At 31.0% G+C, this 17848-nt stretch carries 15 protein-coding genes and 1 pseudogene; 5 read left to right on the top strand and 11 right to left on the bottom strand.

The window, feature by feature from the left end; genetic code table 11:
* Positions 1 to 56: 56 nt before the first annotated feature.
* The 3 genes from CLV86_RS04220 to CLV86_RS04210 form a co-directional block, all read right to left on the bottom strand.
* On the bottom strand, positions 57 to 1613 hold the full coding sequence (locus CLV86_RS04220; RefSeq protein ID WP_121050005.1) for an NAD(P)/FAD-dependent oxidoreductase: 1557 nt from the start codon (positions 1611 to 1613) through the stop codon (positions 57 to 59).
* A 93-nt stretch (positions 1614 to 1706) separates the two neighbouring features.
* A complete protein-coding gene (locus tag CLV86_RS04215; RefSeq protein WP_076734097.1) occupies positions 1707 to 2138 on the bottom strand; it encodes a PH domain-containing protein in 432 nt (143 codons plus the stop codon).
* Between the two features lie 18 nt (positions 2139 to 2156).
* The gene (locus CLV86_RS04210; protein ID WP_121050002.1) at positions 2157 to 3053 is read right to left on the bottom strand and encodes a dihydrofolate reductase; all 897 of its coding nucleotides are present in this window, start codon (positions 3051 to 3053) and stop codon (positions 2157 to 2159) included.
* Between the two features lie 263 nt (positions 3054 to 3316).
* Here CLV86_RS04210 and CLV86_RS04205 point away from each other — a divergent pair.
* A pseudogene (locus CLV86_RS04205) lies at positions 3317 to 3614 on the top strand (isoamylase early set domain-containing protein).
* A gap of 50 nt (positions 3615 to 3664) precedes the next feature.
* Here CLV86_RS04205 and CLV86_RS04200 read toward each other — a convergent pair.
* The 6 genes from CLV86_RS04200 to CLV86_RS04175 all read right to left on the bottom strand — a co-directional run bounded on the left by CLV86_RS04200 (position 3665) and on the right by CLV86_RS04175 (position 9398).
* The gene (locus CLV86_RS04200) at positions 3665 to 4489 is read right to left on the bottom strand and encodes a thymidylate synthase (protein WP_076734094.1); all 825 of its coding nucleotides are present in this window, start codon (positions 4487 to 4489) and stop codon (positions 3665 to 3667) included.
* Positions 4490 to 4616: 127 nt separating this feature from the next.
* A complete protein-coding gene (locus CLV86_RS04195) occupies positions 4617 to 5126 on the bottom strand; it encodes a DUF7738 domain-containing protein (protein ID WP_121049999.1) in 510 nt (169 codons plus the stop codon).
* Positions 5127 to 5141: 15 nt separating this feature from the next.
* Positions 5142 to 6875, bottom strand: a complete 1734-nt coding sequence (locus CLV86_RS04190) for a NupC/NupG family nucleoside CNT transporter (RefSeq protein ID WP_121049996.1) — start codon at positions 6873 to 6875, stop codon at positions 5142 to 5144.
* 4 nt (positions 6876 to 6879) lie between these two features.
* A complete protein-coding gene (locus CLV86_RS04185; RefSeq protein WP_076734091.1) occupies positions 6880 to 7494 on the bottom strand; it encodes a bifunctional nuclease family protein in 615 nt (204 codons plus the stop codon).
* Positions 7495 to 7586: 92 nt separating this feature from the next.
* Positions 7587 to 8549, bottom strand: coding sequence for an electron transfer flavoprotein subunit alpha/FixB family protein (locus tag CLV86_RS04180; RefSeq protein ID WP_121049993.1), 963 nt, complete (start codon positions 8547 to 8549; stop codon positions 7587 to 7589).
* Positions 8550 to 8651: 102 nt separating this feature from the next.
* Positions 8652 to 9398, bottom strand: coding sequence for an electron transfer flavoprotein subunit beta/FixA family protein (locus CLV86_RS04175; RefSeq protein WP_121049990.1), 747 nt, complete (start codon positions 9396 to 9398; stop codon positions 8652 to 8654).
* A gap of 202 nt (positions 9399 to 9600) precedes the next feature.
* Here CLV86_RS04175 and CLV86_RS04170 point away from each other — a divergent pair, with 202 nt between their 5' ends.
* From CLV86_RS04170 to CLV86_RS04160, 3 genes are all read left to right on the top strand, one after another.
* Entirely contained in the window at positions 9601 to 10578 is a 978-nt protein-coding gene (locus CLV86_RS04170; RefSeq protein ID WP_076734088.1) for a pyruvate dehydrogenase complex E1 component subunit beta, read from the top strand.
* 75 nt (positions 10579 to 10653) lie between these two features.
* Positions 10654 to 13152 carry a DUF5686 and carboxypeptidase-like regulatory domain-containing protein gene (locus CLV86_RS04165; RefSeq protein WP_121049987.1) on the top strand — a complete coding sequence of 833 codons (2499 nt, stop codon included), beginning with the start codon at positions 10654 to 10656 and terminating at the stop codon, positions 13150 to 13152.
* 61 nt (positions 13153 to 13213) lie between these two features.
* Entirely contained in the window at positions 13214 to 13987 is a 774-nt protein-coding gene (locus tag CLV86_RS04160) for a membrane metalloprotease (protein WP_121049984.1), read from the top strand.
* Between the two features lie 78 nt (positions 13988 to 14065).
* Here the strand turns inward: CLV86_RS04160 and CLV86_RS04155 are convergent, their stop codons facing one another.
* Both CLV86_RS04155 and CLV86_RS04150 read right to left on the bottom strand, forming a co-directional pair.
* Positions 14066 to 15856, bottom strand: a complete 1791-nt coding sequence (locus tag CLV86_RS04155) for a DUF6029 family protein (protein WP_249037447.1) — start codon at positions 15854 to 15856, stop codon at positions 14066 to 14068.
* A gap of 27 nt (positions 15857 to 15883) precedes the next feature.
* Entirely contained in the window at positions 15884 to 16363 is a 480-nt protein-coding gene (locus CLV86_RS04150; protein ID WP_076734084.1) for a TlpA family protein disulfide reductase, read from the bottom strand.
* 132 nt (positions 16364 to 16495) lie between these two features.
* Here CLV86_RS04150 and CLV86_RS04145 point away from each other — a divergent pair, with 132 nt between their 5' ends.
* Positions 16496 to 17785, top strand: a complete 1290-nt coding sequence (locus CLV86_RS04145; RefSeq protein ID WP_121049978.1) for an Omp28-related outer membrane protein — start codon at positions 16496 to 16498, stop codon at positions 17783 to 17785.
* The last annotated feature ends 63 nt before the right edge of the window (positions 17786 to 17848 follow it).

The following is a 17848-nucleotide window of genomic DNA, read 5'->3' as shown; positions in this document are numbered from 1 at the left end:
AAATCTTTAAAAAATTTGTAGTTATTATTTTCAATAAAGAGATTAGGGTTAAATATTTATAAGCCTACCACAGCCGCTTCAGCGCAACGTTCGCCATCCATTGCTGCACTAATAATGCCTCCAGCATAACCGCCACCTTCTCCACATGGAAATAAATTGGAAATTTCTGGATGTTCTAAAGTTTCATTTCTTGGAATATTTACTGGTGATGAGGTTCTAGATTCTACTCCAATAATATTAGCTTCCTCGGTGTAGTAACCTTTCATTTTTCTGCCAAAAGCTTCAAAACCTTTTCGTAGTCTACCTCCAATTATTTTTGGTAATAAAGAGTGTAAAGGTGCACTATGTAAACCTGGTTGATAAGATGTATTGTTTAATGAGTTTGATAAATTACCTTCAACAAAATCGGTTAATCGTTGTGCTGGTGCAACTTGCGTTCTTCCACCAGAAGTAAAAGCAATACGTTCTAAGTTTTTTTGATATTCTAAGCCTTTTAACGCTCCAAATTTTTCGTATTTTGGAATGTCCTTATCTACATTAATTTCTACCACAATACCGGAATTTGCAAATTGATTATTACGTCTTGATGGCGACATACCATTTACAACTACTTCTCCATTGGCAGTAGCAGCAGGAACAATAAAGCCGCCTGGACACATACAAAAAGAGTACACACCACGATCTTTAACTTGTTGTACTAAACTGTAAGAGGCTGCTGGTAACAACTCATGGCGCTCGCCAGAACAATGGTATTGAATAGAGTCGATTATATGCTGTGGATGCTCTACACGAACTCCCATAGCAAAAGATTTAGCTTGCAAAGCAACTTTTTTATTATTTAATAAGTAGAAAATATCTCTGGCCGAATGTCCTGTTGCTAAAATAACACGTTCTGTAGGCATTTCATTCCCATTTTTTAGGAGTATAGATTCTATTTTATTGTTTTTAATATTAAAATCTGTTACACGAGTTTCAAAATGAACTTCTCCACCAAAATTAATTATAGTCTCTCTTATATTTTGTACTACTTTAGGTAGTTTGTTTGTGCCAATATGTGGATGTGCATCTACCAGAATTTGATCTGTAGCACCATGAAAAACTAAATTTTCAAATATTTTTCTTACATCACCTCGTTTTAAACTTCTAGTGTATAATTTGCCATCACTATAGGTTCCTGCACCGCCTTCTCCAAAGCAATAATTGGAATCTTCGTTTACAAAATGATCTTGATTTATGGCTTTTAAATCGCGTCTACGATCTTGTACATTTTTACCTCGTTCTAAAACAATGGGTTTAAAGCCTAACTCAATACAGCGTAATGCAGCATACATTCCAGCAGGACCAAAACCAATAATATGTACTGGTTTAGCCTTTGAGACATCTTTATAGTTAAATTGATATTTTGATGTTTCTGGTAAGGCTTCTTTAATGTAAACCGATAATTTATAATTTAAAATAATCTTTGGTTTTCTTGCGTCTATAGATTTACGTAATATTTTTATTCCTGTAATATCATTTTTAGGAATATTTAAATATTGAGCCGCTTTTAAAACTAAAATATCGCTACGTTCTTCATCTTTTAAAGTTAAGCGAAGCTGAATGTCTTTTACCATGTTGCGAAATTAGGGAAAATTGATGGAACTAAAAGTTATTTTTAATTGGACTGTAATTAAAGTATAATGCTAATAGTTAATATTTTAAATAAATTATTGCTCTGTAATATTATTTTTAATTTTAGGATTTATACTTGTTAAATGTTTTGCAAACTCCATCTTATTTTTTGGTGATATTATAATTTCTTCAAATTTCTCATATTTTATTTCAATCCTATCGAAAGAAGCAGCTGGAGATGAAATAATATTATTAGACTTTGTTATTTCCTTTATAGTATAAATATCAATAGGTTTATAAGAAAAAAAGCCACATTTAATTTTTAAGTTATTCTCGTCAATTATGTATTCGGTTTTTAAAAACATATGAGTTATAAATCCAAAAATTATAATTATAAATATAGTTGTTAATATAATTTCTGTATTTATTTCATTTTTAATTATAATAAGAATTAATGGAGTAAAAAACGTTAGAAATACAAGAGTTAATAATCCATAAGAAACTTTAGATACATATTTTTTTACCATTATATCCTGTTTATTAAACTATTTTCTTTCAAAAGTTATAAATGAAAAAGCATAGTCATGATTTTCATCTTGAGCGTGTATTTCATTAGCAGTTTCTTTCCAATTATTCATGTTAATTTCTGGAAAAAAAGTATCTGCATCAAAAGTAGAATGTACACGTGTTAATTCGATTTTTGAAGCAAAAGGCATGGCTTGTTTATAAATTTCGCCTCCACCAATTATAAAAGGTTGATTGTCGCTTTTTGAAGCGTCTATTGCATCTTCAATAGAATTTACTAATAAAACACCGGCAGGAACTTGATAGTCTTTTTGTCTAGAAATAACAACATGAGTTCTGTTTGGTAATGGCTTAGGAAAACTTTCGAAAGTTTTACGGCCCATTATAATGTAGTGGCCAGAAGTGAGTGCCTTAAATCTTTTAAGGTCATCACGTAAATGCCAGATAAGGTCGTTGTTTTTTCCTATTTCGTTGTTTTCTCCAGCAGCAACAATCATAGTTAAATTTTTATGCGGTTTTACTGCATCTGGATTTTTTGTTGTTACTTTTTTAGGTTGAATAATTGTGCTTTTAAGTGCTTCAATTTTATCTTGTTGTTTGGCTACTAATTTTTCTATTTGTGCTTTTTCCCATTCTTTACCCATAAATTTATTTGTAATAAATACGTTAAAAGCATGATATAAAAAGAAAAATAACCATGCAGAAATTGCAATTACAAACCAGTCTAAATTAAAGATTTTAAAATCCTTACCTATATTTAAAACAGTATTGGCAAGAATTAAAAATACTGCACCAATTAGAAAAATAACAAAGTGAGCATATAAACCTTTTTTTTGTTTTATACGGCGTTGTGCATTCTCTATTAAAGCTAATTGCTCTTGGTCTATTTGTGGTTTTGATTTCTTTTTTCCGAACATGTAATTTTAATTTATAATGTAAAGTTAAAGTAATATTGTGAATTTTTATTTTTTATTTAAAACGAAATCGTTTTAGTTTGATAGTCAGTAATTTATGTTTTTATTTTAACTATAGCATTATTAAAAATAAGGTGTTTTTATTTTGCTATTCTAAATAAATGATATCGAATTTTACTAAAGTAATAATTCTTTATTAAATCTATATTAAAGAGTTTGTTACTATGTTATTGTTGTATAATTTTGAACTTTAAAATATTAATATTATGGCTATTACAAAACAATTTTTAAAATCTAAACCAGTATGTAAAGTAACCTTTACTGTACCTGCAGAAGGTGCAAAATGAAGTTAAGGTTGTAGGAAATTTTAACGAATGGAATACAGAAGCTACTGCATTGAAAAAACTAAAGAATGGAACTTTTAAAGGTACTGTTAATTTAGAAAAAGATAAATCTTACGAGTTTAGATACTTGGTATATGGACAGTGGAAAAATGAAGATCAAGCCGATGCTTTTGCGTGGAATGATTACGCTGCAGACGAGAATAGTGTTATAAATTTATAATTAAAGGAATAAAAAAAGAGCTTCTAATAGAAGCTCTTTTTTTATAAATTTTATACTGCAACTGCTCCTTTTATATGAGGATGCGGATTATAATCTTCTAATGTGAAATCTTCGAATTTAAAATCGAAGATGTTTTTAATCTCAGGATTAAGTTTCATTTTAGGTAATGGTCTACACTCTCTAGACAATTGTAATTCTAATTGTTCTACATGATTGTTGTAAATATGTGCATCTCCAAATGTATGAATAAATTCTCCAGCTTCGTAACCACAAACTTGTGCCATCATCATGGTAAATAACGCGTAAGAGGCAATGTTAAAAGGAACACCAAGAAAAATATCTGCACTACGTTGGTATAATTGGCAAGATAATTTTCCATTTGCTACATAAAACTGAAAAAAGGCATGGCAAGGAGGTAATGCTGCCTTTCCATTGGCTACATTTTCGTCGAAAGATTTTGAAGTATCTGGTAAAACAGAAGGATTCCAAGCAGAAACAAGCATTCTTCTACTATTTGGGTTGTTTTTAAGTGTCTCAATAACTTCTGTAATTTGGTCTACTTCATCGCTATTCCAGTTTCTCCATTGGTGCCCATATACAGGACCTAAATCTCCATTTTTATCTGCCCAAGAATTCCATATTTTTACACCATTTTGGGTTAGATAATTAATATTGGTATCTCCTTTTAAAAACCAAAGTAACTCGTAAATAATAGATTTTAAATGTAGTTTCTTAGTGGTAACCATTGGAAAACCTTCGCTTAAATCGAAACGTAATTGGTAACCAAAAACACTTTTTGTTCCAGTTCCTGTTCTATCTCCTTTTTCGTTACCGTTATCTAAAACGTGCTTTACTAATTCGTGATATTGTTTCATGTATATTTACTTTGAGAATAGGAGTTTAATTTAATTAAACATTATTTTTTATGGTTTAAAAGTATAAAAAAAGCTTCAACTGTAAATAGAGAAGCTTTTATATATATTAAAAGTTATTAACTATAAATTAGTGAAATTCAAAACCAATTTGAGTAATTAAACTGTTGTTAAAACCAATAATTATTGGTGTTTTTTCAATTTCAGGATTAGAAACACATAAACTAGGAGCTATACATTTTAATTCTACAATTTTAATAGTATCTATTATAGACTTTTTTGATTCTTTATTTATAGATAAATCATCAATTTTAAATGTACCATTATATTCTTTTTCTGGAAATGATTCGTCTCCATCCCAATTAAAATTTATTCCCAAAAAAACAAGCTTATTATTAATTGTGTGGAAAGCAATACCTGAATTTTCATAATGATAATTAATTTTTCCGGATCGAAAGTTTTTATAAATTGTAGGTTCTCCCAATAATTTTTTAATATCTTGAAAAGAAGATTCTTTACTTAATTTTGTATTGTTAACAATAACTTCTTTGTCTTTTGTAAACTCAATTTCAATATTTTTTTGAGCAACTGCTAAATTTACAGAAGCGAAAGCTAATAAGATAAAAAGTATATTTTTCATATATAATAACGTTTTCTAGCCTATTATCATGCCTGCAATAGTTGCAGAAATTAATGATGCAATTGTTCCGCCGATTAAGGCTTTAATACCAAATTTAGATAATTGTTTACGCTGCCCAGGAGCTAAAGAACCAATACCTCCAATTTGGATACCAATAGAAGCAAAATTAGCAAATCCACAAAGCATGTAAGTTGCCATAATTATAGATTTTTCGTAAGTTAAATGTGTTGCGTTTGCTACATTTTTTAATTCTGCTAATTGTATATATCCTATAAATTCACTTGCAGCTAATTTTATACCTAATAGCTGTCCCATTAAAGCCATATCTTCTTTTGCAACACCTAGTAACCACATTAATGGTGCAAAAATATAGCCTAATATAAACTCTAAAGATAAGCTGTTGTAAGGCGTGTTTGCAGCAATAATTTCGTTTAAAGAAGTAAAATGCCAATCTATATTTAAAGCAGCTATTGTAAAGCCATCAAAACTAGCAACACCTCCCAAAATACCATTTGCCATTGCAATAAATGCAACAAAAACTAAAAGCATAGCACCAACATTTACAGCAAGTCTTAAACCTTCTGTAGTTCCGTTTGCTATGGCTTCAAGAAAGTTAGAACCTATTTTTTCTTGAGAAACTTTTACATCTGTGTTAACCTCTTCGGTTTGAGGAAATAATATTTTTGAAATTACTATTGCTCCAGGTGCCGCCATTACAGAAGCAGCTAGTAAGTGTTTTGCATAAAAAAGCTGTAAGATTTCATCTTCACCTCCTAAAAAGCCAATGTAAGCTGCCAATACAGCTCCTGCTACTGTTGCCATTCCTCCAATCATAACAAGTAGAATTTCAGACTTATTCATCTTTTCTAAATAAGCTTTAATTAAAAGAGGTGCTTCGGTTTGACCTAAGAAAATATTTCCTGCTACACTTAAGCTTTCAGCTCCAGAAATTCCAAGCACTTTGGTTAGTAATAAACCCATTAGTTTTACTACTTTTTGAATTATTCCTAAGTAAAATAGTACTGATGTTAATGCAGAAAAGAATATTATAGTTGGCAACACTTGGAAAGCGAAAATAAAACCAAAAGAATTGACATCTAGCATGCCACCAAATAGGAACTCGCTTCCTGCTTGTGTATAGCTTAATATTTCTATAAAGCCTTTTCCTATAAACTCGAAAGTAGTTTTTACAAATCCAACTTTTAATACTCCAATTGCAATTATAAGCTGAAAAAGTAGACCTAATCCAACAGTTTTCCAGTTTATGCCTTTTCTGTTACTACTAAATAAAAAGGCAACAAAAATAAGAGAAACCATACCTAAAACTCCTCTCCAAAGGCTACTTATAGAAAAACCTTGACTTGGTATAATTGTGCCTTTGCTTGGACTTGGCGTAGTGGCTTCGTTAATATTATTGTCTAAAACAGTAGGAGCAGACTTATATTTATATGTTATGCTTTTGTCTTTAAATACTAATGTAGAATCTGTAAGTTGAGAGATTTTGTAACGTTTAATAGAGCTTAAAGAATCATTAAAATAGCATACCAATAAATTATTTTGGTACATGTAGTCTCCTTTAATGTTTTGGTTGTTATCTTTACTAAAGGTAAACTCTCCTTTGTTAAATTCTATATTATCAAAATTATTTGTGATAGATTGAGAGATCCATTTTTTCTCTAAGTCTTGAGCAAAAGAAGTTGTTATACCCAAAAAAATAGCTATAAAAGCTAATAGTGAATTTTTAATCATAAAATTATCGTTTAGAAATCTCGTCTCTAATTTTTGCAGCAGTTTCGTAATCTTCATTTGCTACAGCTTCGGCAAGTAAGTTATGTAATTCTTCTAAAGAATTTGAATTGTAATCGTCGTTATCTAAAAACTCCAATTCCTCATTAATAATATCTTCAATTAAGACACTGTCTTCAGTATCTTCATCATCCTCTTTTTTAGGGTCTACTTTTAAATAAATTCCTGCTTTATCTAGAATGTTTTTATAAGTAAAAATAGGTGCTTGAAAACGAAGAGCTAATGCTATAGCATCACTGGTTCTAGCATCTATTATTTCTTCAATTTTATCACGTTCGCAAATTAAACTTGAGTAAAATACACCATCAACCAGTTTATGTATAATTACTTGTTTTACAACAACATCAAATCTGTCTGCAAAGTTTTTAAATAAATCGTGCGTTAGTGGACGAGGAGGTCTTATTTCTTTTTCAAGCGCAATCGCAATAGATTGTGCTTCAAATGCACCTATAACAATTGGTAGTTTTCGTTCACCATCTACCTCGTTTAATATTAAAGCATACGCGCCATTCTGGGTTTGGCTGTATGATATTCCTTTTATTTTTAGTCTTACTAAACTCATAAATATATAAATGAAAAAAAAGCGGTTAAATGTAAAATGGAGTAGTACCAATTAGCATTAACCGCTTTTTTACGAGCACAATTTAAAAAAAATTATGCGTTTGCCGCTTTAAAAGCTTTTAATTTTTCTATAAGAGCAGGAATAACCTCAAAAGCATCACCTACAACTCCATAATCTGCAGCTTTAAAGAATGGTGCTTCTGGGTCTGTGTTTACAACAACTTTTACTTTAGAAGCATTGATTCCTGCTAAGTGTTGTATTGCTCCAGAAATACCTATTGCTATATATAAATTTGAAGCTACAGGTTTACCTGTTTGCCCAACGTGTTCACTGTGTGGTCTCCATCCTAAATCTGAAACTGGTTTAGAACAAGCTGTTGCAGCTCCAAGAACTTCTGCTAATTCTTCTACCATTCCCCAATTTTCTGGTCCTTTTAATCCGCGTCCTGCAGATACAACTATTTCTGCATCTGCAATTGTAACTTTATCTGTTGCTTTATCTACAGATTGTACTATAACTCCAGATTCTTCAACAGTTGGAGCAAAATCTTCGGTTGTTGCACTAGCTTCATTTTCAACTAAACCAAAAGCGTTATTTGATACACCAACAACTTTAACATCTGTATTTATTGCTGTAATATTAAATGCTTTGTTTGTAAATGCTGTGCGTTTTACTGTAAATGGTGCTGTACTTGACGGCGCTTCTACTACGTTCGATGCGTAACCTGCATTTAAACCTACTGCTAAAACAGGTGCTAAATACTTACTATCTGCTGTTTGGCTAACAATAACTACTTTTGCTCCTTCTTTTTCTACTGCTTGTTTAATTACTGAAGCATAAGATTTTGCATTAAATTTATCTAATCCTGAGTTTGATACATTTAATATTTTATCTACACCATATTTTCCTAGCTCGCTAGTATCGTTTGCGTTTACCGCTACAGCTGTTACCGTTGTGCCTAATTGGTCTGCAACTGCTTTAGCATAAGATGCTACTTCTAAAGCTGTTTTTTTAAATTTTCCGTTTTCTGATTCTGTATATACTAAAACTGACATAATTTTTTCTTTTTTGTAATCCTGAAGTTATTTCAGGAACTCGTTAATCTTTACTTTAATTTCAAAAGATTCCGAAATACTTCGGAATGATTTAATGCATTATTAAATCACTTTTGCTTCGTTATGAAGTAAGTTTACTAACTGGTCTAGGTTATCTGCATCTACTAAAGTTACAGCGCCTTTTGGTGCTGGCTTTTCAAATTTAACCGATGTTGTTTCAGTTTCTGCATTAGCTGCTTCTACAACATTTAAAGGTTTTTTTCTTGCCATCATGATTCCTCTCATGTTAGGAATACGTAAATCACTTTCTTCTACTAATCCTTTTTGTCCTGCAATTACTAATGGTAAAGATGTAGTTACTGTTTCTTTACCTCCGTCAATTTCTCTTGTAGCGGTAGCATTTGTTCCTTCTACTTCTAAACTAATACAGTTAGTAACAAAATTTGCTCCTGTTAATTCAGATAACATTCCTGGTACCATACCACCATTATAATCTATAGACTCACGACCTGCAATTACTAAATCGTAACCACCATCTTGGACTACTTTAGCTAATTCTTTAGCCACTTGAAAGCCATCTTTAGCTTCTGCATTTACTCTAATTGCATTATCTGCACCAATTGCTAATGCTTTACGCAAAGTTGGTTCTGTTTCTGCACCTCCTACATTTACAACATCTACACTTGCACCTTGTTTTTCTTTAAACCACATAGCACGAGTTAAACCAAACTCATCGTTTGGGTTAATAACAAACTGTACACCATTGGTGTCGAATTTAGAATCTCCGTCTGTAAAATTAATTTTTGATGTTGTGTCTGGCACGTGACTAATACACACTAAAACCTTCATATTTTTATAATTAATTAAGATTATTTATTATTAGAGATGCTAATTACTAAATCGATTTCGTAAAGAGCATCATTTTTTCAGGTTACGAAGATAAAAATTTTATTTCTAAAAAATACTATGCATGCATAATAAATTTTAAATAAATTCTGCTTTAATAGTTTAGAGTTATTGTTATTTTTGTGTTTCAATTTTATAAAGCAATATGAAAACAATTCAATTTAGAGAAGCTATATGTGAAGCAATGAGTGAGGAAATGCGCAGAGATGAAAGCATTTACTTAATGGGAGAAGAGGTCGCAGAATATAATGGTGCTTATAAAGCATCTAAAGGTATGTTAGACGAATTTGGTGCTAAACGTGTTATAGATACTCCAATTGCAGAACTTGGTTTTGCAGGGATTGCTATTGGCTCTACAATGACGGGAAACAGACCTATTGTAGAATACATGACTTTTAATTTCTCTTTAGTAGGAATTGATCAAATTATAAATAACGCAGCCAAAATTAGACAAATGTCTGGTGGGCAATTTAAATGTCCTATTGTATTTCGTGGTCCAACTGCTTCTGCAGGTCAATTAGCGGCAACACACTCTCAAGCTTTCGAGAGTTGGTTTGCTAATACTCCAGGATTAAAAGTTGTAGTGCCATCTAACCCATATGATGCAAAAGGTTTGTTAAAAGCAGCTATTCGTGATGATGATCCAGTTATTTTTATGGAAAGCGAGCAAATGTATGGAGATAAAGGTGAAGTGCCAGAAGGAGAATACACGATTCCTTTAGGAGTTGCCGATATAAAAAGAGAAGGAACAGATGTAACTATTGTTTCTTTTGGAAAGATTATTAAAGAGGCTTATAAAGCAGCAGACGAATTAGCAAAAGATGGTATCTCTTGTGAAATTATAGATTTAAGAACTGTACGTCCTTTAGATAAAAAAGCTGTTTTAGAGTCTGTAAAGAAAACAAATCGTTTGGTTGTTTTAGAAGAAGCTTGGCCATTTGGAAATGTTTCTACAGAGTTAACATATATTGTACAATCTGAAGCGTTTGATTATTTAGATGCACCAGTTGTAAAAATTAATACAGCAGATACTCCTGCACCATACTCACCTGTACTTTTAGCAGAATGGTTACCAGATTATACCGAAGTAATTAAGGCGGTAAAAAAGGTAATGTATAAATAATATTTAAAAAATAATTAAAAATTAAACTTCATTAGCATAATTGTTGATGAAGTTTCTTTTTTATATTTGGTTTCTATGAAAAAGTACTTATTGTTGATTTTATGCTTAGTAAGCATTTCTATATTCGCACAAACTAAAGTTAGTGGTTATGTTTACGATGATGCTAATTTACCTGTGCCATACGTAAATATATATTTCGAAGGTACAAGTATTGGTACAACTTCAGACGAAAATGGGCGATACTATTTAGAAGACGAAGAAACGCATGAAAATATAGTGTATTCTTTTATAGGTTTCCAAAAGCAAACAGTAACACTACCACAAAAAGTAAATTATAAATTCGATGTAACTTTACAAGAAGATGCGGCTACTTTGCAAGAAGTTGTTTTAGTAACAGGAAAACAACCTAAAAAAAATAATCCAGCAATAGATATTTTACGTAAAATTTGGGCTAATAAAAGAAGTAATGGCTTAAAACAATACAAGCAATATAAATACGATAAATATGAAAAAGTTGAGTTCGATTTAAATACCATTGATAGTTCGACAATAAATAGTAAACTTTTTAGAGGAATGGAATTTGTTTTCGAGCAAGTAGATACCTCTAAAGTAACAGGGAAAACATATTTGCCAATGTTTATTAATGAATCTTCTGCAGAGGTTTATGGTGATAATGTTATAAATGAAAAGAGAGAAATTTTAAAAGGAAATAAAAATTCAGGTTTTAGTAACAATCAAGTTATTATAGATTTTGTAGACGATTTATATAGCGATTATGATGTTTACGATAATTATTTAAAGTTTTTTGATAAGAGTTTTACTAGTCCAATTTCTAGAACAGGAATTCAAACATATAATTATGTTTTAGCAGATAGTGCTTATATAGATAATAAATGGTGTTACAATATTATTTATTACCCAAGACGTAAAAACGAATTAACCTTTAAAGGAGATTTTTGGGTTGCCGATACCACTTTTGCTATTAAAGATATTAATATGCAAGCCTCTAAAAGTGCAAATATTAACTGGGTTAAGGAAATATATATAGAACAAGAATTTGATGTTTTAAATGATTCTACCTTCTTAATTAAACGAGACTATTTTATGTCGGATTTTGCTTTTAATAAAAAAGAAAAATCACAAGGGATTTATGGGAAACGTACAACTTTATACGATAACTATAAATTTAATGAGAAAAAAGAACCTAAATTTTATAAAGAGAAAATTTATAGTTTTAACGAGGATATTTATAACCAAGACGATGCTTTTTGGGAAGAAAATAGAATGGAGTCTTTAAGTAAAGATGAAAAAGGAGTCTACGTGATGTTAGACTCGCTAAAGAAAACTAAAAAATTTAAACGTCTTTATAATTTAGGAAGTATTCTAGCTTCAGGATATATAGAATTTGATGAGTTAAATTTAGATTATGGTCCCATTTTTTCAACTTTTGGATATAATGAAGTAGAAGGAGTAAGATTGCGTGGAGGTGGAAGAACTTATTTTGGACAAAACGATTTATGGCGTATAGAAGGTTTTTTAGCTTATGGTTTTAGAGACGATAAATTTAAATATGGTATTTCTGGAAAATGGCTATTAGATAAAAAAAGCCGTTTAATTATTTCTGGAGGAAATAGACGAGATGTAGAGCAAATAGGCGCAAGTTTAACAAGTTCTACAGATGTTTTAGGAAGAAGTTTAGCATCATCTTCTGTAGTTGGAACAGGTACTAACGATAAATTAACTAATGTTAATTTAACAACAATGGCTATAGAAGCCGAGCCGTCTAGGAATTTTGTAACACGAATAAGCGGAACATATAAAACATTAGAATCTGCATCCTCAACATTTAGTTTAGACTATTTTACCGATGCATCTCAAACAGAAACTAAATCTGAAATTAAGCAATATGAAACGGCCTTATCGTTATCGTATTTTCCAAAAAGGGAAATGACAGGTTTTGGTGTAGAACGCCGAATAAAAAATGATGACTTTGCAAGATTATTTGCTCAAGTAACTGTAGGAGATCCAAATATGTTTAATAGTGATTTCGATTATAAAAAACTTCAATTTTCTTATTACCAACCATGGTCTTTAGGAGGTTTAGGTAGATTAACAACTAGTATTGAAGTTGGAAAAACTTATGGAGATATTCCGTTAGGTTTAATGAGTGTTGTTCCTGGTAACCAAAGTTACTTCTCAATTTACAATACATTTTCAAATTTAGATTTTTACGAATTTGTTACCGATGAGTATGCAACACTTCATGTAGAGCATAATTTTAACGGACGTTTATTTTCTAGAATTCCATTTCTAAAAAAATATAACCTTAGAGCTATTGTAGGTTTTAGAGGTGTTATGGGTGACGTATCACAAGATAATAGAAATATTAATGCTTCTGGGCTAACTTATGTGGCGCCAAATAAGGAGGCTTATTATGAATATAGTGTAGGTGTAGGGAATATTTTTAAAGTGTTTAGAATAGATTTTAATTTTAGAGGCAACTACTTAGATCCTATTTTAAATCCTGATGCTAGAAAATTTGGTGTTACAGGTAGTTTTGGTTTTTATTTTTAAAACTAAAACTTATATTTTATCGTTAATAAAAAAAACTATTATTAAATAATAATTTACATATATGAAAAAGACATTTTACATTTTACTTTTAATTTTTATTGTAGCTTGTTCTAGTGATGATGACAGTGCTGCTAGTGGAAACAATAATACAGATAATCCAACATCACACCTTCAAGGAACAGGAACTTCTTCTAACGACTTGCTTTCAAGTACAACTTTTAAAAGTATGGTTGTTGAGTTGGTTTATGTAGAAGGTTTTGAGCCAACTCAAGCCAGTGTAGATAATTTTGTTTCTTTTCTTGAAGATAGAACATTTAAACCAAATGGTATTACAGTAGAGAAAAGAGCAATTGCTTCACCTGGACTATCTCCTTATACTAATGATGAGATTAGAGCAATAGAAGATGCAAATAGAACAAAATTTAATACTGGAGATGAAATTGCTGTTTGGGCATTTTTTGCAGACGGAGCATCTGCTAGTAATACTGGATCCGGAGTTGTTTTGGGAACAGCTTATAGAAACACATCGTTTGTTATTTACCAAGAAACTATTGAGGATTTAAGTAATAGTGCAGTAGAACCAAATCGTACAGTTTTAGAAACTACTGTAATTACACATGAATTTGGTCATATTTTAGGATTAACTAATTTAGGAGCATCATTACAATCTGCTCACGAAGATAGTGAGCATCCAAAACATTGTAATGTTGATACTTGTTTAATGTATTGGGCAGCAGAAACTGGTTCTGGAATAGATAACTTAATAGGTTTAAGTCAAGCGCCTCAATTAGATGCACAATGTATTGCAGATTTACAAGCTAATGGAGGAAAATAAAATACTAATTGGTAATTTATAAACTAGAAAAGGCTTCCATAACGGAAGCCTTTTCTGTTATTAAACTATTATATTTTTTTAAAATGAAGTAGATAGGTTAAGTGTTAATCCTGTATTTTCAGGCACAAATCTACATACGCCACCTACACAAAGTAATCCACCGCGTTGTCTTCCGTAATTTAAAGCTACTCTTGTGGCTCCTTTGGTAAAACTACCACCAATGTTGTAATAATGATTTTGATCTTCTTCTATATCATTTCCGTAATTATATATGTCTGTAACATAAAAGGCTAGTTTTCTGCTTGCCACATACTCTAATGTTCCGCCAGCCCAATTTTTCTTGTCATCTTTGGTCCATAAGTGTTGAGCTTCTATTCTTATAGATTTTCCGTTACCTAATTTGTGTGTAATATCTGCAATAGCAACCTGAGATTTAATATCACCATCTGTTCCTAAATTACCACCTAATGCAACTCCTTTGTCAACAATAGTGTTAACATATGTAAATATAGAAGACCAATTTTTTGAAAACCTTTTTCTAACTTCAAAATTAATATCTCTGTTAAGTCGTTTTCCAAATTTTAAAAACTCAGCCTCGTAAGTAGATTCAGCTTGATCAAACTCAGCTTCTAATAAAGCCCAATAAGAAAAATTCATTGTAAATTTCGTTCCGTATTTTCCACCTAATAAAGAACCTTTTTTAAAGTTGTAAAAAATATCTAAAGTATTTCCTATCTCTCCTGCTTGACCTCCAAAGTTTTGTAAAAATAATCCTGGTTGAGTATTATATATATAAATGTTTGCTAACGAATAATCTTGTTGTTTGGTTAAAGTTGGTAGGTAGTTAACATTTTGCATATTAAACTGAAATTCTGTTGAAGAAATATTCTTAGCCTCTCTTTCTGCAGTGAAAATCATGTTTTCCATACGTCTAAACGTATTGCTTACACCTAGGCCTTTTTTACTATATCCTGCAGTAAATAAAAGTGCATTACCATCAAAATACTTTCCTTCAATAATACCAGTTCCTGGTAATGCAGGAGGAATATAAGAGACGTCTTCACCTTTTAAAGCGTACTCTGTTTTAAAGTAAACGTTGCCAAAATCGACATCTAGTCTTGCGGAATAAGAGTTTATCATTTCTGGAAAATCTGTTGTGTCAAATTCATTAGTTGGATCAAACTCATCAACAGGAGGTGTAAAATCTTCTTTTTTGCCAACATAGCTTAATCCTAAATTTAATCTGCTAAAACCTTTAATTTCAAATGCTTTGGCAAAATCAAAATTTGTGTCGAAACCAAAAATATCACTTTCAGAAACATCAAAAGCAACACGTTGTTGCCCGTATAGTGCAGTTACGTCTAAATACTCTGTTGGATTGTATTTTATACGTCCACCTCTAAGCGCAGTATTTAAACCAAGTTGTCTTTCTTCAAAAGCACGAAGTAATAATCCGCTTCCAAATTGTTCGTAAAAATATCCTGCGGTAACATCTAAAGTTTTGTTTCTGTAATTTGCGTAATATGTGGCAATTTGTGTGTCGTTATATTCTGGATAATAGTTAATAAGTGGTAAAGGTTCGTAGCTTTCTACCTGTAAACCTACAGTAAAATTATCTAAAAAGCTATAGTCTAAACGTAAGTAGCTATTAACTCTAACATGCTCATCTCTTAATTCAAAATCTGGATTCGGATCTTCAAAATCACCTAATACAGCATCGTTTGTATACCATTGTGCGTTAGATTCTAAGTTACCCGATAAGTTGTTTAAAAACTCCTTAAAAATTGTATTGTTCTCTTCTGTATCTACTTCTTGCGAAAAATTTAACATAGGTAGTAATAGCACAAGAAAGATTGCGATTTTTTTCATAATAAAAATGGTTGGTAGTTGTAAGGTTTAAGAATGTTTTTTTATTTCATCGAATAATACATCTTCGGCACCAGGAGTGTACCCAGAATGTCTATAAACAATTTTTCCATTCTTTATAATTAGTGTTAAGGGCACGGTAGAAGCTCCTAATTCTCTTTTTAAATCGTTGTTGGTATCAAGTAAAATATCAAAATCCCAAGCTTTTCCATTAACCAACGGCTTTACGCGACTCACTGTTCTAGAGTCGTCTACAGAAATAGCATATAGTTTAACGTTTGTTTCGTCTTGCCAATCTACATACACATCATTAATTGCATCAAGTTCATTCTTGCAAGGCACGCACCATGTGGCCCATAAGGAAACTACAATAAGGTCGTTTTTTTTACTAATCTCTTGTAGAGTTGTTGTGTCTCCATTTAAAGATTTAATTTCTGCAGAAGGCAAATTTTCTTGCGCATAAAGATTGAAACTTAATGTTAATAGGAATATGTGAAAAAATTTTTTCATTAGTAAAATAGGAATTGTTTAGTTTAAAATAATGTTATTTTTTTGATAAAATTAGTGTTTTTTTTGTTAAAAAAATTAACAAAAAAATTATAAATTGCGAATATTACTTTTAATAACATAATATATACCATAATGAAATCTAAATTTTTTTTTAAAGAACTGTTTGTAATATCTTTTTTGATTTTTGCATTTTCGTGTAGTTCTGATGATAGTACAGATGAAGGACAAGTGCCTGCTAATGTTGCTTATATTACAGTAAGTGGAAAAGACTCTACAGCGTATGTTGATGCGCCATTAACTTTTGGTGTAGTAAACCAACTTGGTGAAGATGTAACAGCAAGTTCCGAATTTAAATTAGATGGTGTAACAATTACTAATCCTTATGCTTTTAATGCAGTTGGTAGTTTTGTTGTTACTGCAATTAATGGTGGTTTAACAAATACTACAACAATAACAGTTCAACCTTTGCCAACAGATATAACCTTAACTGTAAATAATGATGCGTTTTGGTACGATAATGGAGAGGCTAAATTTACTGCTGTAGATAATTTGGGTAATAATATTACAGATATGGTTACTTATTCTGCAGAGTCTGGTTCATTAAGTAATCCGGCTACTTTTACTGTTTCTGGAGAGTACAATGCTGTAGCAACTTATACAATGCCAGATAATTCTGCATTAAATTCTAATTCTGTTACTATAACAGCAGCAGAATCTACACATACGACTAAAGTTATGATAGAGGATTATACAGGAGCTTGGTGTGGATATTGCCCAAGACTTGCTACAGCTCTAGAGGATGCAATTACCGAAAATGCTAATGTAATTCCCGTTGCGATACATAATGGTGATCCTATGGCGTTTACTTACGATGCACAATTAAGAAGTTCTTTTGGAGTAACTGGTTGGCCTTCGGCTAGAATTAATAGAGTAAATAACTGGGCTAGTGAAAGTTTTATTCAAGTAGATCCTTATTTAAATGTTAGACAAAATATGGGTTTAGCTATAAACTCGTCTATTGCGGCTAATGTAATAAATGCTCAAGTTAAAGTGCATTATGATTTAAAAATAGGTTATGCTAATAGAATTGTAGTTTATTTATTAGAAAATGGTTTAGTGTATAACCAAGTAAATTATTATAATGGAGATGCTTCAAGTCCATGGTATCAAGCAGGAAATCCAATTGTTGGTTTTGTGCACGATCATACAGCACGAGCAGTGTTAACAGATGTAATGGGAGATGCTATTCCTGCTGCAGAAACAGAAACAGGAAACACATATGTTGTAAATTATACTACAACGGTTCCTTCTAATGTTCAAAATACAAATAACTTAGAGTTAGTTGCATTTGTAGTTGGTCCTGATAATAAAGTATTAAATGTGCAAAAAGCACAGTTAGGAGAAAATAAAGATTTCGATTAAAGGTTTTAATATAATTCAAACAAAAAAACGCAAGCTCAAAAGGCTTGCGTTTTTTATTTATAT

It is taken from the genome of Lacinutrix venerupis (assembly GCF_003663945.1).
GTDB lineage: Bacteria > Bacteroidota > Bacteroidia > Flavobacteriales > Flavobacteriaceae > Lacinutrix > Lacinutrix venerupis.
Note: the sequence above shows the minus strand (reverse complement) of the source record. Positions and strands in the feature narration are given on the sequence as shown.